We start from the raw sequence: 23970 nt of genomic DNA, 5'->3' as shown, positions 1-23970 counted from the left end.
TTGCTCCCGCTGGGTCGCGTAGCGGCCCCAAAAGAGCGACTGCTGCGCAGCCGAGCGGGAGCAAGCTCCCTCGCCACAGTCTGTGCATGTTACGACGTACGCGGCACTCGCCCAGGCACGAAATGACTCACATCATTGAACCCCGGCGTCGAAGCGTGCCCCGGCGTCACCAGCGAATCGATGAAGGCTTCATCTTCCGCGCTGATCTTCACCGCTTGCGCCTTGATGTACGAATCCCATTGTTCCTCGGTGCGCGGCCCGACGATGGCCGAGGTCACGGCGCTGTTGTTCAGCACCCAGGCGATGGCGAACTCGACGATGCCCACGCCTCGGCCCTGGGTGTACTGCAGGATTTGCTGGGCAATGCGCAGGGATTCGACCCGCCATTCGGTTTCCAGGATGCGTTTGTCCTGGCGGCCGGCGCGGCTGTTGGCGTCCGGCGCCACGTCCGGCGCGTACTTGCCGCTGAGCACGCCACGGGCCAGGGGGCTGAACGGCACCACGCCGAGGCCGTAGTTCTGGGCCGCGGTGATCTGCTCGGTTTCTGCCTGGCGGTTGACGATGTTGTACAGCGGTTGGCTGATCACCGGCCGGTCGATGCCCAGGCTGTCGGCGATCCGTATCACTTCGGCGATGCGCCAGCCACGGTAGTTCGACAGGCCCCAGTAGCGGATCTTGCCCTGGCGAATCAAGTCGCCAATGGCCGACACGGTCACGTGCAGCGGGGTGTTGTGGTCTTCGCGGTGCAGGTAATAGATGTCCAGGTAATCGGTGCCCAGGCGCGTCAGGCTGGCCTCGATGCCATTGAACAGATGCTTGCGGCTCAGGCCGCTGCGGTTGGGCACGCCGTCCGGCGGGCCGAAGCCGACCTTGGTGGCCAGCACCCATTCCTGGCGGTGACGGGCGATCGCCTCGCCGACGATCTCTTCGGAACGGCCGTTGGTGTAGACGTCCGCGGTGTCGATGAAATTGATGCCCTGGTCCCAGGCCTTGTCGATGATCCGCAGCGAATCCTCGGCGCTGGTCTGTTCACCGAACATCATCGTGCCCAGGGTCAACGTCGAGACTTGCAACCCGGAATGGCCTAGCGTGCGGTAGCTCATGACAAGATCCTTTTATCCTTGGGGAAAGGTCCAATCAAATACCAGAACCGCCGCGTGGATCCAACCGATTTCTCAACCCCTCACCCATCAACTGTGGGAGATTCTATGGTTGAGGAGAAGCCCTCAAGCCGCTTTTGGTTGGTATTCGCTTTGTCCTTTCAGCAAAGCGAATACGATCCGAGCAAGCTTGCGAGCCAGTATTACTAGCGCCTGCGTGGTAGCGAAGCCCCGAGCTCTTAGTTTTTCATAAAAGCCTTTCCAGGCAGACGTACGGCTGGCCGACATGGCTGCGTTGTGCAAAAGCCGACGAACTTCCGGGTCGCCGCGTTTGCTCAAGCTTCGCCGGTCATCTTTTTGTCCTGATTGGGACACTCGCAAATCCATTCCCAAGAAAGCGATAAAAGCGTCTGCATTCTTGAAGTCGCCCCGCTGAAATGCCGTAAGCAAACGAGCCCCGGTCAAAAATCCGATGCCCTCGACTTTCAGGCAACGGTTCAGTTGACCTAGCAAACCGGCATTTTTCAGATGATCCTTGATCGTCTTCTCGATCAATGTCTCAAGCCTCTGCATGGCGGCGATTTGCTCGGCGAAAGCTGTCTTCAGTAGTGGCTCGTTCGCCCAGCTTTGTACCAGGGCGACTCGAGCCTGAACCGAGGCAGCGCGACGGCGGAAAAGGCTTAGAAGCTGGCGATACAACGGAGATGGCGGCGCCCATGGATGAAGCTCATGCCCTTCGTTCTTCAGGTAACGAGCCAGCAGCTTGGCGTCCAGCGCGTCGGTTTTGGCGCGTATTTTTACGCCTTTGCGGTAATGATGAAGTTCATAACCGCCCACCATATAGATCGTGCAACCGGCCTCATAGGCCAGATCAGCAAAATCCAAGTGATAGATATTGGTCGACTCAATGGCAACATCGACGGGTCCCGGCAATACTTTCAACCACCTTTTGATGGCCGCCTTGTCGTTAGGAATCGCTTCCAACACATCAAGCTCTGCGTGATAGATCACCAGCTCGTTCTTGGCGACATCCACGCCCACGATTGGCTTTGTGACAGAAACCGGCATTGCCATTGAAAATCCTCCGGGCTAAGGTTTGAACACTTGAAGGGGTCACCCAGAGGCGCAGGCTTGTCTCTATCGTCGATCCAGGCCGAAGCATTCTTTATCGGCGCTTGGGTGAAAGGAGGAGGGGCGAAATCTCCCACGGTCTGTACTGCGCGAACAGTCAGAATCGAGCCTTGTCCCTCCTCCTCCCTTCAAGTCCTACCATACAAGCGAGCCTGCTCGCGATGAGGCCGGCCGCTTCAACCTGAATTTCCCTGGAAAACCAATTTTTGTAATCTTGAACAATAATGCCCAGTGTCTTTTGTGCGGCGGACCGGCGTCACGGCTGCGGTCAGCTGGCAGCATGCAGTGCATCGGAACCGGAGAATAATATGAAAATAGTCATCGCCCCCGACTCGTTCAAGGACAGCCTCAGCGCCCAGGGCGTCGCCGATGCCATCGCCCAAGGGCTGGCCGAGGTCTGGCCGGATGCGCAGTTGATCAAATGCCCGATGGCGGACGGCGGGGAGGGGACGGTGGAGTCGGTGTTGGCGGCCTGTCACGGTGAGTGGCGCCGCACCCGGGTCCGCGGTCCGTTGGGTGTCGCCGTCGAGGCGCGCTGGGGCTGGTTGGCCGAGAGCCGCACCGCGATCATCGAGATGGCCGAGGCCAGCGGTTTGCAATGTGTGCCGCCGGGGCAACGCGATGCCTGTTCCAGCAGCACCTACGGCACTGGCGAGCTGATTCGCGCGGCCCTCGATGCAGGCGCCGGGCGGGTGATCCTGGCGATTGGCGGCAGTGCCACCAACGACGGCGGTGCCGGTGCGATGCAGGCCCTGGGCGTGGCATTGCTGGATGAGCAAAGCCAACCCCTTCCACCCGGAGGCCTGGCCTTGGCGAACCTGTCGCGCATCGACCTGAGCGACCTCGACCCGCGCCTGGCCCAGGTCAGCTTCGAGATTGCCGCCGATGTCGATAACCCGCTGTGCGGCCCCCACGGCGCGTCTGTGGTTTTCGGTCCGCAGAAGGGCGCCACTGCCCAGCAAGTGCAGGCGCTGGACCGGGCCCTTGGGCATTTCGCCGAACAGTGCGCCCGGGCGTTGGCCAAGGATGTGCGCGACGAGCCGGGTAGCGGCGCCGCCGGTGGCCTGGGCTTCGCGGCCAAGGCGTTCCTGGGGGCGCAGTTTCGTACCGGGGTGGACGTGGTCGCCCAGTTGACCGGGCTGGCCGAAGCGGTCAACGGCGCCGACCTGGTGATTACCGGCGAAGGCCGTTTCGATGCCCAGACCCTGCGCGGCAAAACCCCTTTCGGCGTGGCCCGCATCGCCCGCGAGCATGGCGTACCGGTGGTGGTCATTGCCGGCACGCTGGGGGAGGGCTACCAGGCGCTGTATGAACATGGCATCGACGCCGCCTTCGCCCTGGCAAGCGGGCCGATGACCCTGCAAGAAGCCTGCACCGACGCCCCGCGCCTGCTGAGCGAGCGCGCGCGGGACATCGCCCGGCTTTGGCGGGTGGCCGCGCGGTAAGCTCGATAGGCACTTGGCCCAGGAGTAGGGTGAACCTGTGGCGAGGGAGCTTGCTCCCGTTGGGTTGCGAAGCGGCCCCAAATGGAAGTGCCGACCAGATGCATTGAAGTGAATGGTTTCAGGGCCGCTTCGCGCCCCAGCGGGAGCAAGCTCCCTCGCCACAAAAGCGCTGCGAGGGTGGCGTGGTGTGTGATTTGAGATAGGGTTGAGGCTGGATATCGCGCAATCAGGAGAGATACATGCGCTTCTCAGCTTTGACCCAACGCATCACCGGCGACGGTGCCGCCGCCTGGCAGATTCACGACCGGGCGCTGGCCATGCGCGAACAGGGCATGGATGTGTTGTTGCTGTCAGTGGGCGATCCGGACTTCGACACCCCGCGCGCCATTGTCGAGGCCGCCGTGGGCAGCCTGCGGGCCGGTGAGACCCACTATTCGGACATCCGCGGCTTGCACACCTTGCGGGCCAGCATTGCCCGGCGTCATCGCTTGCGCTGCGGCCAGCCGGTGGGGGCCCAACAGGTCGTCGTGCTGCCGGGCGCGCAGTGTGCGGTGTATGCGGTCGCGCAATGCCTGCTCAACCCCGGCGACGAAGTCATCGTCGCCGAGCCGATGTATGTCACCTACGAAGCGGTGTTCGGTGCCTGCGGCGCGAAAGTGCTGCCGGTGGCGGTCCGCCCGGAGAACGGTTTTCGGGTCGAGCCGGCGGACGTTGCCCGTCTTGTCACCCCGCGTACCCGGGCGATGCTGCTCAACAGCCCGAACAACCCATCCGGCGCCAGCCTGCCGATGTCCACTTGGCAAGCATTGGCGCAGTTGTGCATTGAACATGACCTGTGGCTGATCAGTGACGAGGTCTACAGCGACCTGCTCTACGACGGCGAACACATCAGTCCGGCCAGCCTGCCGGGCATGGCCGAGCGCACCGCGACGATCAACAGCCTGTCCAAATCCCACGCCATGACCGGTTGGCGGATCGGCTGGGTTGTTGGCCCCGAAGCCCTCACTGAGCATCTGGCGAACCTGTCGTTGTGCATGCTGTTCGGCCTGCCGGACTTCGTGCAGCGGGCAGCCCAGGTTGCCCTCGAGCAAGAATTGCCGGAAGTCGCGCAGATGCATGAAGAATATCGCCAGCGCCGCGACCTGGTGTGCGCCATGCTCGACGATTGCCCGGGGCTCAAGCCGGTGCGGCCCGATGGCGGCATGTTTGTGATGGTCGACATTCGCCAGACTGGCCTCGATGCTCAGGCGTTTGCCGAGTGCTTGTTGGACGATCACGGCGTGTCGGTATTGGCCGGCGAGGCGTTTGGGCCCAGTGCGGCGGGGCATATCCGCATCGGGCTGGTGGTCGATCAACTGAAACTGGCGGATGCGTGCCAGCGGATTGCTTCGTGTGCGGCGGATCTGCTACGGGCCCAGCGGTAAAGTTTTGTAGAGGCTGTGTGAAATTGTGTAAGGGTTTTGCTCGGGGATGAGCGGGGGCGTATATCCTTGGCAGCTTGATTCCTTGGTGACTGTAGTGACGCCTTCGCGAGCAAGCCCGCTCCCACAGTGGTCACGCGAACCCTGTGGGAGCGGGCTTGCTCGCGAAGGCGATCTATTGGGCGCCACAGTACTTTTTCTGGAAACACCCATGCCCAACATCCTCCTGGTCGAAGACGACACCGCACTCTCCGAACTGATCGCCAGTTACCTGGAACGCAACGGCTATCAGGTCAGCGTGCTCAGCCGTGGCGATCATGTGCGTGAGCGGGCGCGGGTCGACCCGCCGGACCTGGTGATCCTCGACCTGATGCTGCCGGGGCTGGACGGCTTGCAGGTCTGCCGCCTGCTGCGGGCCGACTCGGCGACTTTGCCGATCCTGATGCTCACCGCCCGGGACGACAGCCACGACCAGGTCCTGGGCCTGGAAATGGGCGCCGACGACTACGTCACCAAGCCTTGCGAGCCCCGGGTGTTGCTGGCGCGGGTGCGCACCTTGTTGCGCCGCAGCAGCCTCACCGAGCCGCAGACGGCCAACGACCGGATCCTCATGGGCAACCTGTGCATCGACCTCTCCGAGCGCACCGTGACCTGGCGCGGGCAGCCGGTGGAGTTGTCCAGTGGTGAATACAACCTGCTGGTGGTGCTGGCCCGGCATTCCGGCGAAGTGCTGAGCCGTGACCAGATCCTGCAACGCCTGCGGGGCATCGAATTCAACGGCACCGACCGTTCGGTGGATGTGGCGATTTCCAAGCTGCGGCGCAAGTTCGATGACAACGCCGACGAAGCCCGCAAGATCAAGACCGTGTGGGGCAAGGGTTATCTGTTCAGTCGTTCCGAGTGGGAATGCTGAGCCGATGTGGAAGCTGCTGATTCGTCTGTACCTGGTCACCATCGTCTCCTACAGCGCGGCGATCTACCTGATGCCGGAGCTGGTGATCCGCCTGTTCCAGGAGCGTTTCCTGACCTACAACCTCGATTATTCCCGGGGCCTGCAAACCCTGATGGTCAAGCAGTTCCGCGCCGTGCCCAGCGAGCAGTGGCCGGCGCTGGCGGCGCAGATGGACAAGGAGTTCGAGCCGCTGCGCATCGAACTGGCCGCGGTCGATGACGAGGGCTTCAGCGCCGATGAGCAGGCGCGTCTCAAGCGCGGCGAGAACGTGGTACGCCTCGGCGACTGGGCCTGGCGAACCCTGGCGGCGGCACCGCTGGACGAGCGCACGGCGGTGAAGATGGTCGTGCCGCCGGACCCGGCCGATGTCAGTTGGTTGTACTGGAGCATCAACGTGTTGATCGGCGCGACGATGCTGGCCTGCCTGTTGCTCTGGCTGCGGCCGCACTGGCGTGACCTGGAGCGCCTCAGGCGCACCGCCGAACGTTTTGGTAAAGGTCATTTGGATGAGCGTACGCACATCGCTTCCAGCTCGAACATTGGCAGCCTGGCCCATGTGTTCGACACGATGGCGGGGGACATCGAGAATCTGCTCAACCAACAGCGGGACTTGCTCAACGCCGTGTCCCACGAATTGCGCACGCCCCTGACGCGGCTCGATTTCGGCCTGGCCCTGGCGCTGTCCGATGACCTGCCGGCGCCCAGCCGCGAGCGCCTGCAAGGGTTGGTGGCGCACATTCGCGAACTCGATGAGTTGGTGCTGGAACTGCTCTCCTACAGCCGTTTGCAAAACCCCCAGCGCCTGCCCGAACGGGTCGACGTGGCGCTGGACGAATTCATCGACAGCATCCTGGGCAGCGTCGACGAGGACCTGGCGGCGCCGGACGTGGTCATCGACGTGCTGTTGCACGGGGCGTTGGAACGTTTCGTGCTGGACCCGCGCCTGACCGCACGGGCGTTGCAGAACCTGCTGCGCAATGCCATGCGGTATTGCGAAAAGCGCATCCAGATCGGTGTGCTGGTCGGTGACCAAGGCTGTGAGATCTGGGTCGACGACGACGGCATCGGCATTCCCGACAGCGAGCGCGAGCGCGTGTTCGAACCGTTCTATCGCCTGGACCGCAGCCGCGACCGCGCCACGGGCGGCTTTGGCCTCGGCCTGGCCATCAGCCGCCGGGCCCTGGAAGCCCAGGGCGGCACATTGACTGTCGAGGCTTCGCCACTGGGCGGGGCGCGCTTCAAGTTGTGGTTGCCGACACCGTCCTGAGGTTCCCCGCGCTGTCTATTGCCCGACGCTGACCCTGTGGCGAGGGAGCTTGCTCCCGCTGGGCCGCCAAGCGGCCCCAAATGCGCCTCACCCAAACAACCCCGCCGCAATATTGATCGAAAACCCCAGGATCGCCGTGTTGAACACAAACCCGATCAACGATTGCGCCAGCACGATCTTGCGCAATTGCCGCGTGGCAACCCCCACATCCGAGGTCTGCACCGCCACGCCGATGGTGAAAGAGAAGTAGAGGAAGTCCCAATAGTTGGGCGTGGTCAGCCCTTCGGCAAACCGCAGCGCCGGCTCCTTGCCTTCCCAGGTGTAATACAACCGCGCGTAGTGAACGCTGAAAATCACCCCGATCAGCAACCATGAACCGATCACCGTCATCGCCGTGAAGCCGTAATGCAACAGCTTGCCGACGGCTTGCAGGTCGCGGCTGCCTGCCAGCTCGAAGGTGATGGTTGCCAGGCTGGCCAATGCCGCGACGCAGACCATCAGCAGCACCAGCCCGGCATTTTCATCTTCGATTTCGGCGATGCGCTTCACATCGGGCGCCTTGGCCCGCACGGTCAGCCAGAACATCAGCACCAGGTAGGTCCAGACCCCGGCATTCCAGCCGATCAGGACCTTGCTGATGATCGAGTCCACGGGAACCAGGATTCCCACCGCCAGGCCAAGGACCGTGGCGCTGGAAAGACGCGGGTGGGTGCGGGCGAGGAGGGGCATGGAGGTTCACTGTCCGGAAAAGAACCTAGTATGAGCCATCAGGCAACCGGCCGGCCGTCTATCGCGCTCGACTCGATCAATTGCACACCCGCTTCCTGCATCCGCCGGATCGCCGCCGCCAACGAGCCATCCTGATCGATGCTCGCTCCCACAATGGATTTGCGGTGGACGCATGACGGATAGCTAGCCGGTTAACCTGTGGGAGCGAGCCTGCTCGCGAAGAGGCCAGCACATCCAACATCCCTGCAAGCTGGCCCACCGCCATCGCGAGCAGGCTCGCTCCCACAATGGATTTGCGGTGGACGCATGGCCGATGGCTAGCCGGTTAACCTTGTGGGAGCGGGCTTGCTCGCGAAGAGGCCGGCACATCCCACATCCCTGCAAGCTGATCCACCGCCTTCGCGAGCAAGCCCGCTCCCACAGGCCATCTGCGGTGAGCAGATCGCGATGGCTCCCCAAAAAAATATTCACCCTGCTGCCGGTAGTGTCTTTCGTCGAAAATATTCCAGGTTTGATGGCTTTTTGACATTTGGTTCGTGCGTCCCAGCCACGATTCAGTACAATCGCCGGCCCCACCGGGCATGGAAGCCGTCCGGTTCTCCTGTTACGAGAAAAAACCATGCTCATCGGCAGTTATTCCCCCGCCCTTGTTTCGATTTCCTTGTTTGTTGCCGTGCTGGCTTCCTACACCGCGCTGGATTTGGCCGGGCGGATCGCGACCGCCAAGGGGCGCGCCGCGCATTTGTGGATGACCGGGGGCGCGCTGGCGATGGGGGTGGGCATCTGGTCCATGCACTTCATCGGCATGCTGGCGTTCACCTTGCCGATCGAGCTTGGCTACGACGTACCGATCACCGCGCTGTCGTTGCTGACCGCGATTCTTTCCAGCGGGTTTGCCTTGTGGCTGGTCAGCCAGCCGCGATTGCCGGCGTGGCAGTTGGCTTTCGGTGCGCTGATCATGGGCGCCGGAATCAGCGCCATGCATTACACCGGCATGGCCGCGCTGCGGATGCAGCCGGGCATCGATTACGACCCGACGCTGTTCACCGCTTCGTTGGTGATTGCCGTCGGCGCGTCTGCCGCGGCGCTGTGGATTGCCTTTCGCCTGCGCCAGAACACCCCCCACGTGCGTCTGGCCCGGGCGGGCGCCGCGGTGATCATGGGCATCGCCATCGTTGGCATGCACTACACCGGCATGGCAGGGGCGCGCTTCAGCGAGGGCAGCTTTTGCGGCTCGCTGGATGGCTTGAGCGGCAAGGGCCTGGACAATCTGGTATTGATCACCACCCTGGCGGTGTTGGCCATTGCCCTGCTGACCTCGATTCTCGATGCGCGCCTGGAAGCCCGCACCGCCGAGCTGGCCCAGTCCCTGACCCAGGCCAACCGGGAACTGACCCAGTTGGCCCTGCACGACCCCCTCACCGGACTGCCCAACCGTGTGCTGCTGGCCGATCGGATCGACCAGGCCATGCATCGGGTGCAAGAGCAGGGCGGTTGCTTCGCCTTGATGTTCATCGACCTCGACGGTTTCAAGCCAGTCAACGACGCCTTTGGTCACCACATGGGCGATCTGTTGCTGCGGGACGTGGCCCTGCGCCTGCGCGAAGACCTGCGCAGCCAGGACACCCTGGCGCGGATCGGCGGTGACGAGTTCGTGCTATTGGTGCAACTGGCCGAGCCCGACGATGCCCTGCGCCTGGCAGCCCGTCAGGTCGGCTTGATCGGGCGCACGTTCCGGGTGGCTGACCATGACTTGCAGATCTCCGCCAGCGTCGGCATCGCCGTTTACCCTGGCAATGGCCAGAGCGCCGAAGAGCTGTTGATGAACGCCGACGCGGCGATGTATCACGCCAAGGGCGCCGGCAAGAACGGCTACAGCTTTTTCGACGCCTCGATGAACAGCAACGCCCGCAAGCAATTGCAGTTGCTGCAAGATCTGCGCACGGCTGTCGAACAGCGGCAGTTCAGCCTGCATTACCAGCCCAAGTTCGATGCGGCCAATGGCCGTCCGGTCGGGGCCGAGGCTTTGTTGCGCTGGACCCACCCGACCCAGGGCCTGTTGATGCCCGACACGTTCATCGACCTGGCGGAAAAGACCGGCTTGATCATCCCCATCGGCGAATGGGTCTTGAACGAGGCCTGTCGGCAGATGCGCGAATGGTACGTGCTCGGTTATACCGACTGGCGCATCGCGGTGAACCTCTCGGCCTTGCAGTTCTGCCACACCGGTTTGGTCCAGAGCGTGGCCAAGGCGTTGGAAACGCATAAGCTGGCGGCCAACAGCCTGACCCTGGAAATCACCGAAACCACCGCCATGAGCGATGCGGACGCAAGCATGACGGTGCTGCAACAGCTGTCTGACATGGGCGTGGATCTGTCCATCGACGACTTTGGCACCGGCTATTCGAGCCTGATGTACCTCAAGCGCCTGCCGGCCAACGAGCTGAAGATCGACCGCGGCTTCGTGCGTGACCTGGAGCACGACAGCGATGACGCGGCCATCGTCTCGGCCATCGTCGCCCTCGGCCAGGCGCTGGGCCTGCGGATCGTCGCCGAAGGCGTGGAGACCGATGTGCAGCAAGACTTCCTGACCCAGCTGGGCTGCGATTCGCTGCAAGGTTACCTGTTGGGCCATCCGCTGCCGGCCGAGCGTTTCCTGCAGGAGATTCGCCAGGCCAAACGCCTGGCGGTGGTCTGAGACGCCCTCAGGGAACGATATCGAACGCCGTGCTACCCAGTCGCTCGCCGTTGACCAGCAGGTGAACGGCATGCCGGCCCGCGTAGTGTTTGCGGGTGGTCAGCTCGCGAATGTATTGGGAACGGCTGAGGTTGACGAGACCTTGGGCGGGCAGGTCGAAGGTCTTGAGCTTGAAGACCTTCGCCGAGGTGCCGCCCGAGGCCTTCACGTAGTCGATGGCGTAGTCGATCACCAGGCGCTGGCTCTGTTCGAGGGTTGATTGCACGGTGAAGGACAGCGTGACCTGCTCCCCCAGGCGAATCACCGCTGGCGTCACCTGCAAATCCAACACCTGGACCTGCGCCTTGCCGCCGGCACCGATCACCCCCAGGGCCCTGGGGTTGCCTTGCTTGATCAAGCTACGCAGCGCATGCCGGGCGATCCACGCCGTGTGACGGTCGTGCAGTGGCCAGCCTTCGATCTGGTCCAGCACCCAGTCGGGATGCTGCTTGGTGACATCGTTGAGGTGGTTGGCCACGGATTTGCGCACATAAAGGCTGTCGTCGGCCTTGAGCGTGTCGAGGATCGCGGCGGCAAGGTCGGGGTTGGCCTGGATCGGCTCCAGGTGAAACGACCACGGCAGGCGGGGCCGGCTGCCTTCGCTGGCGAGGCGGCGCACGTGCTCGTTGGCGTCCAGCGCCCAGTCGTGCATGACTTTGAGGGTGCGTTCCAGGTCATCGCGCAGAAAGTGGCGCACGGCGAACTCCGACGAACCGAACCGGGTGAAATACTTGAGCGCGTCCAACGACACGTCGAAGTGCTGCCGGCCGTAGGACGCCACATAGTGCGGCAGGAACATGCTGACGAACATGCTGTTCAGGCGCGGGGCCAGGGCGCGCAGCACCTCCAGCGACGCCTCGTAATCGAGGGGCAGCACCGCGTGCAGGCACTCACTGACCCGGGCCATGCGCTGCATCACCGACAAATCGGCCAGCCCATCGTTGGCCATGTGCAAGAACGCCTTGGCGTCGAAGGCAGGGTACACCCGGCGCATTTCGCCGGCGATGTGCTCCAGGCGGGCGTTGTTGAAGATTTCCTTGAGGGCAGGGGAAGAGGTGGTGGTGCTCATGGTGGGTCCGTCCGGCGGGTTGTCGTTCAGGCTTGCCACTATGCCATGCACAACCGTGGCGAGGGAGCTTGCTCCCGCTCGACTGCGCAGCAGTCGCAAACCCGGTGAATGCGGTATCACTGGACGAACGCGTTGCCTGGATTGGGGTCGCTGCGCAACCCAGCGGGAGCAAGCTCCCTCGCCACAGGGGAAGGGGGCCTTCAGAAGCAACAGTAAACGGAATGATTCGCCGCCCGCGCAGTCCCAGATTCTAGTCTTTTGAATAATTTGGAGTTTTTCTATGCGCCAACCCACCCTGATCGCCAGCCTGTTCCTGATCGCCGGCCTCACCGCCTTTGGGCCTGTCGCGCAAGCGGTCGAGAAAACCGGTGACGCCCTGGAGCATTCGCCGAGCAATGGCCGCAGGTTGGTGGAGAACGACCGGGTACCGGCGGACTACCAGCGTGCGGACAGGGCCGTGAAAGACTGGAAGCAGAAGGAACTCGAGCAGCCGACAAACGACCAGCAATGGGTGCAGATCGACGACAAGTACTTGCTGATCGAAACCGTGTCCGGTGCCATCGTCAAGATCGTTCCGGCCACCCGTTAAAGCACTTCGCCTTTGTCCCACAAATGCACCAACTCGCCAGGTGCCCGGTCCTCGGGCACCTGCAGCACCATCTCGTCGTCCTGATCGTTGGCGCGATAACGCACCTCGATCTGGAAAAATCGCTGGTCCCCGCGCCCGGGCGTGGAGGAGGTCAGCGGCAGGCAGCCCTCCAGGACCGAGCAGATGCGGGTGCGCTGGTCGAGGTCGCACTGGGCGAACTCGATTTCCCGTGGCCGGGTCAGCGCATGGATGGCGGCCACGCCGCCCTGGCGCGACAGCCGTACCACGGCCTTGTCGTCGAGGTCTGGAAGGGTTTTCATCAGTTCTCCTGTGTCAGGTCGACGCCGACCTGGGCCCAGCCGTTCTGCACCGCTTGCACTTCCCGCGTGCCGAAGCGCTGGCGGGCGTGCTCGACAGTCAGGCGGGCGAAGGCGCTGAAGGACGCGTCATTGGCCAGTCTTCGGTCGCACAAGGTTTCATACCAGATCCGGCCGGCCTTTTCCCAGGCAAATCCGCCCAGCGTGGTCGCCGCCAGATAAAAGGCCCGGTTGGGAATGCCCGAGTTGATGTGCACGCCACCGTTGTCTTCACGGGTGATCACGAACTCGCGCATGTGCGCCGGTTGTGGGTCCTTGCCCAGCAACGGGTCGTCGTAGGCGGTGCCGGGGTTGGACATGCTGCGCAGGCCGTCGCCGTTGATCTTGTCGGTGAGCAGGTCGGCGCCGATCAGCCAGTCGGCCTGGTCGGCGGTCTGTTCGAGCACGAACTGCTTGACCAGCACACCGAACACGTCGGAGATGGATTCGTTCAGCGCACCGGACTGGTTGGCGTAGATCAACCCGGCTTCGCTTTCGGTGACGCCATGGGCCAGTTCGTGGGCCACCACGTCGAGGGAGCGGGTGAAGCGCTGGAAGATTTCGCCATCGCCGTCGCCGAATACCATCTGCGCGCCGTTCCAGAAGGCGTTTTCATAGCCCTGGCCATAATGCACGCTGCCCACCAGGGCGAAGCCTTTGTTGTCGATGGAGTCGCGCCCCAGGACCTTCCAGAAAAAATCATAGGTGGCGCCGAGGGCATCGTAGGCTTCGTCCACGGCCGGGTCGCCACTGGCCGGCTGGCCTTCCAGGCGTACCGGCTGGCCGGGCAGTTCCATGCGGTTCTGGGCGTCGTGCACGCTGCGTTGCGGGTGTCCGGCCTTGCCGGGCTTGGGCAGCGCGGCCGCGACGGGCGGGTGGCTGGGCGGTCCAGGGTTGTGCCGCAGGTTGCGCACGTGGGTCAAGGTGCCGAGGGCGCTGGAGCGTTGCTGCTCGGAGCCATGGGCAATGATGCGATTGAGGATGTACGGCGGAATGAAACCGTGGAGCGGGCGAGAGTCGATCATCAGAAAATCCTTATCTGAAATGCAGGGTCGATACCCATGTGAACCGAAGAGGCCGTTGCGGTTCCGTGGCCATGGCAGACAACGTTTGCCATGGGCCCTGATTTCTGCGAAAACCCCGCGCCAGGATCACACGAGGGATACGCCATGAATGAAGAACTGCAAATCATCGACCTGCAACAGGGCGACGGCAAAAGCGTAGTCAAAGGTGCGCTGATCACCACCCAATACCGCGGCACCCTTGAAGACGGCACTGAATTCGATTCGTCCTACAGTCGCGGCAAACCTTTCCAATGCGTGATCGGCACCGGCCGTGTCATCAAGGGCTGGGACCTGGGCCTGATGGGCATGCAGGTCGGTGGCAAGCGCAAGCTGCTGGTGCCGGCGCACCTGGCCTACGGTGAGCGGTCCATGGGCGCCCATATCAAGCCCAATGCCAACCTCATTTTCGAAATCGAGTTGCTGGAAGTCCTGACCCGGGACGATTGAGGGGCGTGGAGCGGGTCAGGATCGCTCGCTGAACACTGGGATGCGTCCGTTGACCGAGGGACGGTAGCGCCAGGTCAACTGCTCCAATCCGGGTTCGCTTTCCAGAAGTACCGCCAGGGTGGCGTGGGCGATGCCCATGGCCAGGGTTTGGCCTGGACATTCATGACGCCCGCTGCCGAAGCTGAAACTGCGGCGGTTCGGTCGGTCGAGCAACAGCGTGTCCGGTCGTGGGTTGAGCTGCGGGTCGCGGTTGGCCGAGGCCAGCAGCACCAGGATCGTTTCGCCGGGGTTCAAGGCGCTGCCGAGGATTTCGCAAGGGGCGACGACGAAGCGGCGGGTGTTCTGCACGGGCGGGTCGAAACGCAGGACTTCGGCCAGCAACGGGCCGAGTTGTGCCGGATCGTCCCGCAGTGCCTGGCGCAACGCCGGGTCGCCGATCAGCGCCAGCAGCGCGTTGCCGATCAGGCCAGCCGTGGCTTCGTAGGTTTGCGAGAGCAGGCCGATCAGGTTGGCGATCTTGCTGTCCGGCGCCGTGTTTTCGAAGCCTTGATCAATGTGCGTCAACAAAGGGGTGTCCTGCGCCTCGATCCGTTCCTCGAACAACCTGGCCAGTTGCTCGCTGGCCCGGTGCGCCGCGTCCAGTTGCGGCGCCTGGCTCAGGGGCGACAGGCAGGCGACGAAGCTCCCTGTCAATTCGCTGATCAGGTGACTGTCCGTCGGGTTGAAACCCAGCAACGCCGCGACCACGCTGACCGGCCCGATGAACTGGGCCTGATGCAGGCCTTCGGCGCCGTCCTGGAGCAAGCGGGCCCTGACCCGTGCTTCGACCTGTCGGGGGGCGATGTCCTGCAACCCCGGCGCAATCACTGCCCTCGGGCACCGCTGGCGTTCACCTTCGTTCATGCGCATCAGGTGGCCGAACACGCGGCCGGCCGGCCCCCCGGCGATGGCCTTGGGCACGGGCTCGTGGGCCGGGCGCACGTGGCAATCGGGATGATGCAAGACTGCACACACTGCCTCGGCGCTGCTGGCGATCCACAGGTTCAGCCCGGGGTCGAAGGCCAGACCGCCGGCGGCGCGCAGGGTGGCGTAGAAAGGGTAAGGGTCGGGATGCGTCGCGGCGGTGATCGGGTCCATGAAGCGCTGCCTTGTTCGTGAGGAAGAAAGTGTTGCTACTATCTCCAGTCGATGCATGGCTTGATTCGTCAGGGAGCGAAATATGAACGCAGAACAGCATGATCTGGGTGTGTCCCACGTGGCCGCGGCCATCGCCGAGCCGGCCCGCACCCGAATGCTCTGTGCGCTGATGGACGGCCATGCCCGCACCAGTACCGAGTTGGCGAGCATCGCCGAGGTCAGCGCTTCAACCGCCAGCGCCCATCTGGCGAAACTCAAGCAGATGGCCCTGGTGCGCCTGCATGTCCAGGGGCGGCATCGTTATTACAGTTTGGCGGACCCGCGCGTGGCCCAGGCACTGGAGGCGCTGATGGTGATCGGCCAGAGCGCCGCGCCGACCTTCACGCCGCGCACGCCGGATCGCCTGCAATTTGCCCGCACCTGCTACGACCACATGGCCGGCACCTTGGCGGTGCGCCTGCACGATCGCATGCTCGAGATGGGGTGGTTGGTGGAGGTGGAGGGCGAGGGTTATCGACTGAGTGAATCCGGCGAGGCGCTGTTCGACGGATTGGGTATCGATGTCCAGCGCCTGGCCACGCAACGCCGCCGATTCGCCTGCCCCTGCCTGGACTGGAGCATGCGCCGCCCGCACCTGGGGGGAGCCTTGGGCGCGGCGTTGCTGCAAGTGGCGATCAAGCGCAAATGGGTGATCCAGGATTTGGACAGCCGGGCGCTGGGAGTGACGGCCAGTGGTCGCAGGGAGATGGTGTCGCGGTTTGGGATCAATGCCGAAATCGACGCCAAACCCACTGGCGCTTTCGCGAGCAAGCCCCCTCCCACAGTGGACCTGCGCTGAACACAAGACCCCTGACCACCCCCAAATCCCCTGTGGGAGCGAGCCTGCTCGCGAAGGGGCCTTCACATCCACCCTCCATGCAAGCTGATCCACCGCTTTCGCGAGCAGGCTCGCTCCCACAGTGGATCTGCGCTGAACACAAGACCCCTGACCACCCAAGATCCCTGTGGGAGCGGGCTTGCTCGCGAAGGGGCCTTCACATCCACCCTCCATGCAAACTGACCCACCGCTTTCGCGAGCAAGCCCGCTCCCACAATGGACCTGCGCTGAACACAAGACTCATGGCCACCCCCAAATCCCCTGTGGGAGCGAGCCTGCTCGCGAAGGGGCCTTTACATCCAACCTCCATGCAAACTGACCCACCGCTTTCGCGAGCAGGCTCGCTCCCACAGTGGACCTGCGCTGAACACAAGTCCCCTGACCACCCAAGATCCCTGTGGGAGCGGGCTTGCCCGCGAAGGGGCCTTCACATCCACCCTCCATGCAAACTGACCCACCGCTTTCGCGAGCAGGCTCGCTCCCACAGTGGATCTGCGCTGAACACAAGACCCATGACGACCCCAAATCCCCTGTGGGAGCGAGCCTGCTCGCGATAGCCATTCCAGCACCACCCTCGTCATCCAGCCATGTGCCTGCGCCGATATTCATCCGGCGTGGTGCCCATCATTTTGCGGAACATGCTGATGAATGCCGAGGCGCTGCTGTAGCCCAGGTCCAGGCCGATGGTTTCCACGCTCTGGCCGCGTTCGAGCAGGGCCAGGGCCTCGATGACTTTCAGGCGCTGGCGCCATTCCACCAAGGACATGCCCAGGTCCCGTTGGGCCCGGCGCATCAGTGTGCGCTCGGTGGTGTTGGCGGCGCGGGCCAGTTGCGGCAAGGAACGCGGGTCGCTGGGGTTCGCCTCCAGGGCCCGCAATACGGGCCCCAGCAGTGGGTCATCGGAGAAAGGCAAGTAACTGCCGACATGGGGCGCTTGCGTCAGCTTGTCCACCAGCACCTGCAACAAGCGCTGCTGCTCGGGCGTCTGCGGTTGGCTCGGTGGGTCGCTGCGCAGCTCTTCCAGCAACGCGCGGATCAGTGGGCTCAAGGTCAGCGCGCAGGGTACCGCCGGCAGCGCAGCGCACAGTTCAGCCGCCAGGTACAGCGAACAATGGCAGGCCTCATGCCGATTGAAGCCCACGTGTTCCATGTCCGGCGGCAGCCAGATGCCGTACTGCGGTGGCGCCAGGTAATGGTGCTGGGCGATCTCGATTTCCATCACCCCACTGTAGGAATAGACGAACTCACCCCAGGCATGCCGGTGCCGCGGGTAAGTGGCGTGGGCCGGCATGCAGGCGCTGCGGAAGAAAATCGGCGAGGGCAGGGCCGCGTCGAACGGAGGAATCTTCAGGTGTTGGGCTGGAGGCTGCATATCGACCGCAATGGCGGATTACCGGGATGGCTTGTCGGGTAATCACTATATCCAGCAAAGGTGTCAGGCAGACAATCCTTTCATCTGTTATTTCTGCCCAAAGGACCTTTCCCATGACCACCCGCCGTGCCCTGGATGGCCAGGTCTGCGCCCTGATGACCGGCCTCTGTGCCATCTGGGGTTTCCAGCAAGTCGCGATCAAGGCCGGTGCCGTCGACATGGCGCCGATGCTGCAACTGGGCGTGCGCTCGGCCATCGCCGCGGTACTGGTCTGGCTGTTGGTGCTGGCCCGCGGTGAGCGTCTGTCCCTGGCCGATGGCAGTTGGCGCCCCGGCCTGCTGGTGGGGTTGTTGTTTGCCTTGGAGTTCGTATTGGTGGGCGAAGGCCTGCGCCATACGACGGCTTCGCACATGGTGATTTTCCTCTACACCGCACCGATGTTCGCCGCCCTCGGCTTGCACTGGAAACTGCCGAGCGAGCGTCTCAAACCGGCGCAATGGTTGGGCATCGCCGTTGCATTCGGCGGGGTCGTGGTGGCCTTCAGTGGCGGCTCGGGTGCAGCGAACGGTAGCTCATTGCTTGGCGATGGCATGGGCTTGCTGGCGGGTGCGCTGTGGGGCGCAACCACGGTGACGGTTCGTTGTTCGCGGTTGACCGACGTACCGGCCAGCCAGACGCTGCTGTATCAATTGGTGGGCGCCGGGGTGCTGTTGATCGGAATGTCGGCGGTGCTGGGACAAACGACGATCAATCCCACGCCGCAACTCATCGCCAGTATGGCGTTCCAGGTGTTGCTGGTGTCCTTCGCCAGTTTCCTGGTCTGGTTCTCCCTGCTACGCCGTTACCTGGCTTCGCAACTGGGGGTGCTGTCGTTCATGACGCCGCTGTACGGCGTCGGATTTGGCGTCTGGTTGCTGGATGAGCCGCTGGAGCCGAACTTTATCGTTGGCGCGGTGATGGTGCTCGGCGGGATCTTGCTGGTCAGTGGTTACGGATGGTTTCGCCAGCGTTGGGGGCGATGGCCGGTTTTACGGCGCGATTAACTGAGCGAAGTGTAAAAAAAAAGCCCACCCCTGCTGAAGCAGGAGCGGGCTTTTTATTGAGGTCGCGCAATCTCTGTGGCGAGGGGATTTATCCCCGCTGGGTTGCGCAGCAACCCCCAAGTATTCGGGGGCGCCGCAAATCATGCGAGCGCTTCGCACTCGAGCGGGGATAAATCCCCTCGCCACAAAAAAGCCCTCAAGTCCCTAGGGGGCTTGGCTCAAACCTTGACGATCCAACCCGCCGGCGCTTCCACGTCGCCGGTCTGCACGCCGGTCAGCTCTTTGTAGAGCTTCTGGGTGATCGGGCCGACTTCGGTTTCGCTGTGGAACACGTGCAGCTTGTCCTTGTAGCTGATGCCGCCAATCGGCGTGATCACCGCAGCGGTACCGCAGGCGCCGGCTTCCTTGAAGTCCGCCAGCTTGTCGATGAACACGTCGCCTTCGATCACTTCCAGGCCCAGGCGCGATTTGGCCAGTTCGATCAGCGACAGGCGGGTGATGCCCGGCAGGACCGAAGGGGAGTTGGGGGTGATGAATTTGTTGTCGTGGGTGATGCCGAAGAAGTTGGCCGAGCCGACTTCCTCGATTTTCGAGTGGGTCAGCGGATCCAGGTAGATGCAGTCGGCGAAACTGGCCTTCTTGGCTTGGGAGCCGGGCATCAGGCTGGCGGCGTAGTTGCCACCGACCTTGGCCGCACCGGTGCCTTGCGGGGCGGCACGGTCGAAGCTGGAGATCAGGAAGTTGTGCGGGGTCAGGCCGCCCTTGAAGTAGGCGCCGACCGGGATGCAGAAGATCGAGAAGATGAACTCGGGTGCGGTGCGCACGCCGATGTTGTCACCCACGCCGATCACGAACGGGCGCAGGTACAGCGCGCCGCCGGTGCCATACGGCGGGATGAAGCGCTCGTTGGCGCGGACCACTTGCTTGCAGGCTTCGACGAACTGCTCGGTGTCTACGTGCGGCATCAGCAGGCGGGCGCAGCTGCGTTGCATGCGGGCGGCGTTCTGGTCCGGGCGGAACAGGTTGATCGAACCGTCCTTGCAACGATAGGCCTTCAGGCCTTCGAAGCACTGCTGACCGTAGTGCAGGGCAGTGGAGCCTTCGCTGATGTGCAGCACGTTGTCTTCGGTCAGGGTGCCTGTGTCCCAGGCGCCATCGCGCCAGTGCGACAGGTAGCGCTTGTCGGTCTTGATGTAGTCAAAGCCCAGTTTGTCCCAATTGATGCTCTCGTTACCCATGACACCCTCTATTTCCTGACAACCGTCGAAACGGTTCAAGGCTTCTGACGTTTTGAATGGGGACAACAATACTTCATTCCGGGGGTGTTTCGCAGCCTGCGCGATGAGGAGCAGGAGATATTTGCTGCCGACTCCCCGTGGCGAGGGAGCTTGCTCCCGCTCGGCTGCGAAGCAGTCGTATCCCGGTGAACGCGGTGTGACTGGATAATCCCGTCGCTTGGATTAGGGCCGCTTCGCAGCCCAGCGGGAGCAAGCTCCCTCGCCACGGGTGCAGCGCAAGCCTACAGATGCAACGCATGCCCCAACGCCCGCAACGCCGCTTCCTGCACGGCCTCGCCCAGGGTTGGATGGGCATGGATGGTGCCGGCGATGTCCTCCAGGCGCGCACCCATTTCCAAGGATTGGCCGAATGCGGTGGACAGCTCCGACACGCCCACGCCAACCGCTTGCCAGCCGACGATCAAGTGATTGTCCCGGCGCGCCACGACGCGGACGAAACCGCTTTTCGATTCCAGAGTCATGGCCCGGCCGTTGGCGGCGAACGGGAAGCTCGACACGATGCAATCCAGACCGGCAGCCTTGGCCTCGTCCGGCGTCTTGCCCACCACGACCAGTTCCGGGTCGGTAAAGCACACCGCCGCGATGGCCGTCGGGTTGAATTCCCGGTGCTGGCCGGCGATCAGCTCGGCGACCATCTCGCCCTGGGCCATGGCCCGGTGGGCGAGCATCGGTTCGCCGCTCAAGTCGCCGATGGCCCAGACATTGCGCATGCTGGTCTGGCAACGGCTGTCGATCTTCACCGCCGCACCGTTCATCGCCAGGTTCAGCGCTTCGAGGTTCCAGCCCTGGGTGTTGGGTTTGCGCCCAACCGCCACCAGCACCCGGTCGGTGTCCAGGTTCAACGTGTCGCCATTGGGATCTCGCACTTGCAAGGTGCTGGCCTGGGCGTCGAAACCTTCAACGCTGTGCTTGAGGTACAACTTCACGCCCAATTGCTTGAGCGCCTCGTGCACCGGTTGCGTCAGCTCGCCGTCGTAGGCCGGGAGGATGCGCTCCTGGGCCTCGACCACGCTGACCTCGGCGCCGAGCTTGCGATAGGCGATGCCCAGCTCCAGGCCGATGTAGCCACCGCCGACCACCACCAGGTGCTTGGGCACCGAGGTGGGGGCGAGGGCTTCGGTGGACGAGATGATCGGTCCACCTAACGGCAGCATCGGCAGGTTGACGCTTTTCGAACCGGTGGCCAGCAGCAAGTGTTCGCACTGGATGCGGGTGTCGCCGACTTCGACGGTCTTGCCATCGATGACCTTGGCCCAGCCGTGCATGACCTGGACCTTGTGCTTCTTCAGCAACGCGGCGACGCCGGTGGTCAGGCGATCGACGATACCGTCCTTCCATTCCACGCTTTTGCCGATGTCCAGCGTTGGCGCCGAAACCGTGATGCCCAAGGCTGAGCCCTGGCTGTGATGCCGGGTCTGGTGGAACTGCTCGGCCACATGGATCAACGCCTTGGACGGGATGCAGCCGATATTCAGGCAGGTACCGCCCAGTGACTGGCCTTCCACCAGGATCGTTTCAATGCCCAGTTGGCCGGCGCGAATCGCCGCTACGTAACCGCCCGGGCCGCCGCCGATGATCAGCAGCTTGGTGTTCAGAGTTTGCATGGCTTACTCCACAAATAAAGTGGCAGGTTGTTCGAGCAAGCCACGCAGGGCCTGGATGAATTGCGCCGCGTCCATGCCGTCGACCACCCGGTGATCGAAGGAACTGGAGAGGTTCATCATCTTGCGAATCACGATCTGGCCCTTGATCACCATGGGCCGCTCGACGATCTTGTTCACGCCGACAATCGCCACTTCCGGCAGGTTCAGCACCGGCGTGCTGACGATGCCGCCCAACGCGCCAAGGCTGGTCAGGGTGATGGTCGAGCCGGACAGTTCATCGCGACTGGCCTTGCCCGTGCGGGCCGCCGTGGCCAAGCGGGAAATTTCCGCCGCGCTGTCCCACAGGCTGCGAGCCTCGGCGTGACGCACCACCGGCACCATCAGGCCGACGTCGCTCTGGGTGGCAACACCGACATGCACCGCACCGGAGCGATGGATGACCTGGGCCTCGTCGTCGTAGCGCGCGTTCATTTGCGGGAAGTCCCGCAGGGCCACGACCAGGGCGCGGACCAGGAACGGCAGTAAGGTCAGCTTGCCGCGACTGGCGCCGTGTTTTTCATTCAGGTGAACCCGCAGCTCTTCCAATGCGGTGACGTCGATTTCCTCGACGTAGCTGAAGTGCGCGGCGCGCTGGGTCGCTTCCTGCATGCGCTGGGCGATCTTGCGGCGCATGCCGATCACCGGGATCTGCTGCTCGTCATGGCGCTCGGCATAACCCGAGCCGCCCATGGCCTGGGTCGACGAACCCTGGGCCAGATAGGCTTCCAAGTCTTCATGCAGAATTCGCCCGGCAGGGCCGCTGCCCTGGACCAGGCGCAACTGGATGCCCAGGTCCAGCGCGTGTTTGCGCACGGCCGGCGAGGCCAATGGGCGCTCTTCCGGGTCGCGGGCCACAGGCGCTTGCGGGGCGCAGCGTGGCGCGGCGGCTTTTTCCACCACCGGTTCAGGCGTGGCCACTGGCGCTGGCTTTGGCGCCGGTACAGCCGCCGCGGCTGGAGCCGGTTGCGCCGATTCTTTCAAGTTACCCGCGCCTTCGACTTCAATGCGGATCAGTTCGCTGCCCACCGCCATCACTTCACCGGGCTCGCCACCCAGGGCGATGACCCGGCCATGCACCGGCGAAGGGATGTCGACCATCGCCTTGTCGGTCATGACATCGGCCAGCACCTGGTCTTCGACCACCATGTCGCCGACCTTGACGTGCCACACCGACAGTTCAACTTCCGCGATGCCTTCGCCGATGTCCGGCATCTTGATAACGTGCGTGCCCATTCAGACCTCCATGACCCGTTTCAACGCCGCGCCCACACGGGACGGCCCTGGGAAATACGCCCACTCCTGCGCGTGCGGGTAGGGGGTGTCCCAACCGGTGACACGCTCGATGGGCGCTTCCAGGTGGTGGAAGCAATGTTCTTGCACCAGCGACACCAGCTCGGCGCCGAAACCGCAGGTGCGGGTGGCTTCGTGGACCACCACGCAGCGGCCGGTTTTCTTCACCGACTTGACGATGGTCTCCAGGTCCAGCGGCCAGAGGCTGCGCAGGTCGATGACTTCGGCGTCGATGCCGGTCTCCTCGGCGGCGACCTGGGAAACGTAGACCGTGGTGCCGTAGGTGAGGATGGTCACGTCCTTGCCCGGACGGGTGATGGCGGCGACGTCCAGCGGCACGGTGTAGTAACCGTCCGGCACTTGTGCCTGCGGATGCTTGGACCACGGTGTTACCGGACGGTCGTGGTGGCCGTCGAACGGGCCGTTATACAGGCGCTTGGGTTCGAGGAAGATCACCGGGTCATCGTTTTCGATGGAAGCGATCAGCAGGCCCTTGGCGTCGTAGGGGTTGGACGGCATCACGGTGCGCAGGCCGCAGACCTGGGTGAACATCGCCTCGATGCTCTGGCTGTGGGTCTGGCCGCCATAGATACCACCGCCGCAGGGCATGCGCAGGGTCATCGGCGCGGTGAACTCGCCGGCCGAGCGATAGCGCAGGCGCGCCGCTTCGGAAATGATCTGGTCCGACGCCGGGTAGACGTAGTCGGCGAACTGGATTTCGGCCACCGGCCGCAGCCCATAGGCGCCCATGCCCACTGCCACGCCGACGATGCCGCTTTCGGAAATCGGTGCGTCGAATACCCGCGAGGTGCCGTACTTGTTCTGCAGGCCTTCGGTGCAGCGGAACACGCCGCCGAAGTAACCGACGTCCTGGCCGAACACCACGACGTTGTCGTCGCGCTCGAGCATCACGTCCATGGCCGAGCGCAGGGCCTGGATCATGGTCATGGTGGTAGTGGTCATGGCGGTGTCCAACGCAATATTGTTGTTGTGATCGTTCATG

Annotated in this window: 21 protein-coding genes; 9 read left to right on the top strand and 12 right to left on the bottom strand. The window is 63.5% G+C overall.

The window, feature by feature from the left end:
• Positions 1 to 89: 89 nt before the first annotated feature.
• Entirely contained in the window at positions 90 to 1103 is a 1014-nt protein-coding gene (locus HU715_RS12380; protein ID WP_186709346.1) for an aldo/keto reductase, read from the bottom strand.
• Between the two features lie 123 nt (positions 1104 to 1226).
• Complete coding sequence (locus HU715_RS12375; RefSeq protein WP_217884314.1) at positions 1227 to 2174, bottom strand: IS110 family transposase; 948 nt, start codon at positions 2172 to 2174, stop codon at positions 1227 to 1229.
• Between the two features lie 365 nt (positions 2175 to 2539).
• Between HU715_RS12375 and HU715_RS12370 the strand changes: the two genes are divergently transcribed.
• The 4 genes from HU715_RS12370 to HU715_RS12355 all read left to right on the top strand — a co-directional run bounded on the left by HU715_RS12370 (position 2540) and on the right by HU715_RS12355 (position 7316).
• On the top strand, positions 2540 to 3676 hold the full coding sequence (locus tag HU715_RS12370; protein ID WP_186706140.1) for a glycerate kinase: 1137 nt from the start codon (positions 2540 to 2542) through the stop codon (positions 3674 to 3676).
• A gap of 239 nt (positions 3677 to 3915) precedes the next feature.
• Positions 3916 to 5100 carry a pyridoxal phosphate-dependent aminotransferase gene (locus HU715_RS12365; protein ID WP_186706141.1) on the top strand — a complete coding sequence of 395 codons (1185 nt, stop codon included), beginning with the start codon at positions 3916 to 3918 and terminating at the stop codon, positions 5098 to 5100.
• A 208-nt stretch (positions 5101 to 5308) separates the two neighbouring features.
• Positions 5309 to 6010 (top strand): response regulator, encoded by a 702-nt coding sequence (locus HU715_RS12360; RefSeq protein WP_122566285.1) that lies wholly within the window; start codon positions 5309 to 5311, stop codon positions 6008 to 6010.
• A 4-nt stretch (positions 6011 to 6014) separates the two neighbouring features.
• A complete protein-coding gene (locus HU715_RS12355) occupies positions 6015 to 7316 on the top strand; it encodes an ATP-binding protein (protein WP_186706142.1) in 1302 nt (433 codons plus the stop codon).
• An 87-nt stretch (positions 7317 to 7403) separates the two neighbouring features.
• Here the strand turns inward: HU715_RS12355 and HU715_RS12350 are convergent, their stop codons facing one another.
• Entirely contained in the window at positions 7404 to 8045 is a 642-nt protein-coding gene (locus tag HU715_RS12350) for a DUF1345 domain-containing protein (RefSeq protein WP_186706143.1), read from the bottom strand.
• A 619-nt stretch (positions 8046 to 8664) separates the two neighbouring features.
• On the opposite strand from HU715_RS12350, the gene HU715_RS12345 reads away from it, so the two are divergent.
• Entirely contained in the window at positions 8665 to 10743 is a 2079-nt protein-coding gene (locus tag HU715_RS12345) for a putative bifunctional diguanylate cyclase/phosphodiesterase (protein WP_186706144.1), read from the top strand.
• A gap of 7 nt (positions 10744 to 10750) precedes the next feature.
• Here the strand turns inward: HU715_RS12345 and HU715_RS12340 are convergent, their stop codons facing one another.
• Positions 10751 to 11851: a DNA alkylation repair protein gene (locus tag HU715_RS12340; protein ID WP_186706145.1), complete on the bottom strand. Its 1101-nt coding sequence runs from the start codon at positions 11849 to 11851 to the stop codon at positions 10751 to 10753.
• Between the two features lie 280 nt (positions 11852 to 12131).
• Between HU715_RS12340 and HU715_RS12335 the strand changes: the two genes are divergently transcribed.
• Positions 12132 to 12440: an RcnB family protein gene (locus HU715_RS12335; RefSeq protein ID WP_186706146.1), complete on the top strand. Its 309-nt coding sequence runs from the start codon at positions 12132 to 12134 to the stop codon at positions 12438 to 12440.
• On the opposite strand, the gene HU715_RS12330 is transcribed toward HU715_RS12335, so the two are convergent.
• Together HU715_RS12330 and HU715_RS12325 are read right to left on the bottom strand one after the other, a co-directional pair.
• On the bottom strand, positions 12437 to 12760 hold the full coding sequence (locus HU715_RS12330; RefSeq protein ID WP_053122893.1) for a protealysin inhibitor emfourin: 324 nt from the start codon (positions 12758 to 12760) through the stop codon (positions 12437 to 12439). The two genes, HU715_RS12335 and HU715_RS12330, sit on opposite strands and share 4 nt — an antisense overlap.
• Positions 12760 to 13821 carry a M4 family metallopeptidase gene (locus HU715_RS12325; RefSeq protein ID WP_186706147.1) on the bottom strand — a complete coding sequence of 354 codons (1062 nt, stop codon included), beginning with the start codon at positions 13819 to 13821 and terminating at the stop codon, positions 12760 to 12762. Before HU715_RS12325 ends, HU715_RS12330 begins: the two co-directional genes overlap by 1 nt.
• A gap of 144 nt (positions 13822 to 13965) precedes the next feature.
• Here HU715_RS12325 and HU715_RS12320 point away from each other — a divergent pair, with 144 nt between their 5' ends.
• Positions 13966 to 14307 (top strand): FKBP-type peptidyl-prolyl cis-trans isomerase, encoded by a 342-nt coding sequence (locus HU715_RS12320; protein ID WP_092254046.1) that lies wholly within the window; start codon positions 13966 to 13968, stop codon positions 14305 to 14307.
• A 15-nt stretch (positions 14308 to 14322) separates the two neighbouring features.
• Here HU715_RS12320 and HU715_RS12315 read toward each other — a convergent pair whose 3' ends face one another.
• Positions 14323 to 15444 (bottom strand): cytochrome P450, encoded by a 1122-nt coding sequence (locus HU715_RS12315; RefSeq protein WP_186706148.1) that lies wholly within the window; start codon positions 15442 to 15444, stop codon positions 14323 to 14325.
• A gap of 82 nt (positions 15445 to 15526) precedes the next feature.
• On the opposite strand from HU715_RS12315, the gene HU715_RS12310 reads away from it, so the two are divergent.
• Positions 15527 to 16282, top strand: coding sequence for an ArsR/SmtB family transcription factor (locus HU715_RS12310; protein WP_186706149.1), 756 nt, complete (start codon positions 15527 to 15529; stop codon positions 16280 to 16282).
• A gap of 616 nt (positions 16283 to 16898) precedes the next feature.
• On the opposite strand, the gene HU715_RS12305 is transcribed toward HU715_RS12310, so the two are convergent.
• Positions 16899 to 17693 (bottom strand): AraC family transcriptional regulator, encoded by a 795-nt coding sequence (locus tag HU715_RS12305; RefSeq protein WP_186706150.1) that lies wholly within the window; start codon positions 17691 to 17693, stop codon positions 16899 to 16901.
• A 113-nt stretch (positions 17694 to 17806) separates the two neighbouring features.
• Here HU715_RS12305 and HU715_RS12300 point away from each other — a divergent pair, with 113 nt between their 5' ends.
• On the top strand, positions 17807 to 18736 hold the full coding sequence (locus tag HU715_RS12300) for a DMT family transporter (RefSeq protein WP_186706151.1): 930 nt from the start codon (positions 17807 to 17809) through the stop codon (positions 18734 to 18736).
• A 218-nt stretch (positions 18737 to 18954) separates the two neighbouring features.
• Here HU715_RS12300 and HU715_RS12295 read toward each other — a convergent pair whose 3' ends face one another.
• The 4 genes from HU715_RS12295 to HU715_RS12280 form a co-directional block, all read right to left on the bottom strand.
• A complete protein-coding gene (locus HU715_RS12295; protein WP_186706271.1) occupies positions 18955 to 19974 on the bottom strand; it encodes a branched-chain amino acid aminotransferase in 1020 nt (339 codons plus the stop codon).
• A gap of 281 nt (positions 19975 to 20255) precedes the next feature.
• Positions 20256 to 21638 carry a dihydrolipoyl dehydrogenase gene (gene lpdA / locus HU715_RS12290; RefSeq protein ID WP_186706152.1) on the bottom strand — a complete coding sequence of 461 codons (1383 nt, stop codon included), beginning with the start codon at positions 21636 to 21638 and terminating at the stop codon, positions 20256 to 20258.
• A gap of 3 nt (positions 21639 to 21641) precedes the next feature.
• Positions 21642 to 22910, bottom strand: a complete 1269-nt coding sequence (locus HU715_RS12285; RefSeq protein WP_186706153.1) for a dihydrolipoamide acetyltransferase family protein — start codon at positions 22908 to 22910, stop codon at positions 21642 to 21644.
• A complete protein-coding gene (locus HU715_RS12280) occupies positions 22911 to 23969 on the bottom strand; it encodes an alpha-ketoacid dehydrogenase subunit beta (protein ID WP_030141237.1) in 1059 nt (352 codons plus the stop codon). It abuts the gene before it with no gap.
• Between the last annotated feature and the right edge of the window lies 1 nt (position 23970).

The organism is Pseudomonas zanjanensis, from assembly GCF_014268745.2.
Classification (GTDB): Bacteria; Pseudomonadota; Gammaproteobacteria; order Pseudomonadales; family Pseudomonadaceae; genus Aquipseudomonas; species Aquipseudomonas zanjanensis.
This window is presented reverse-complemented; position numbering and strand designations above follow the sequence as displayed.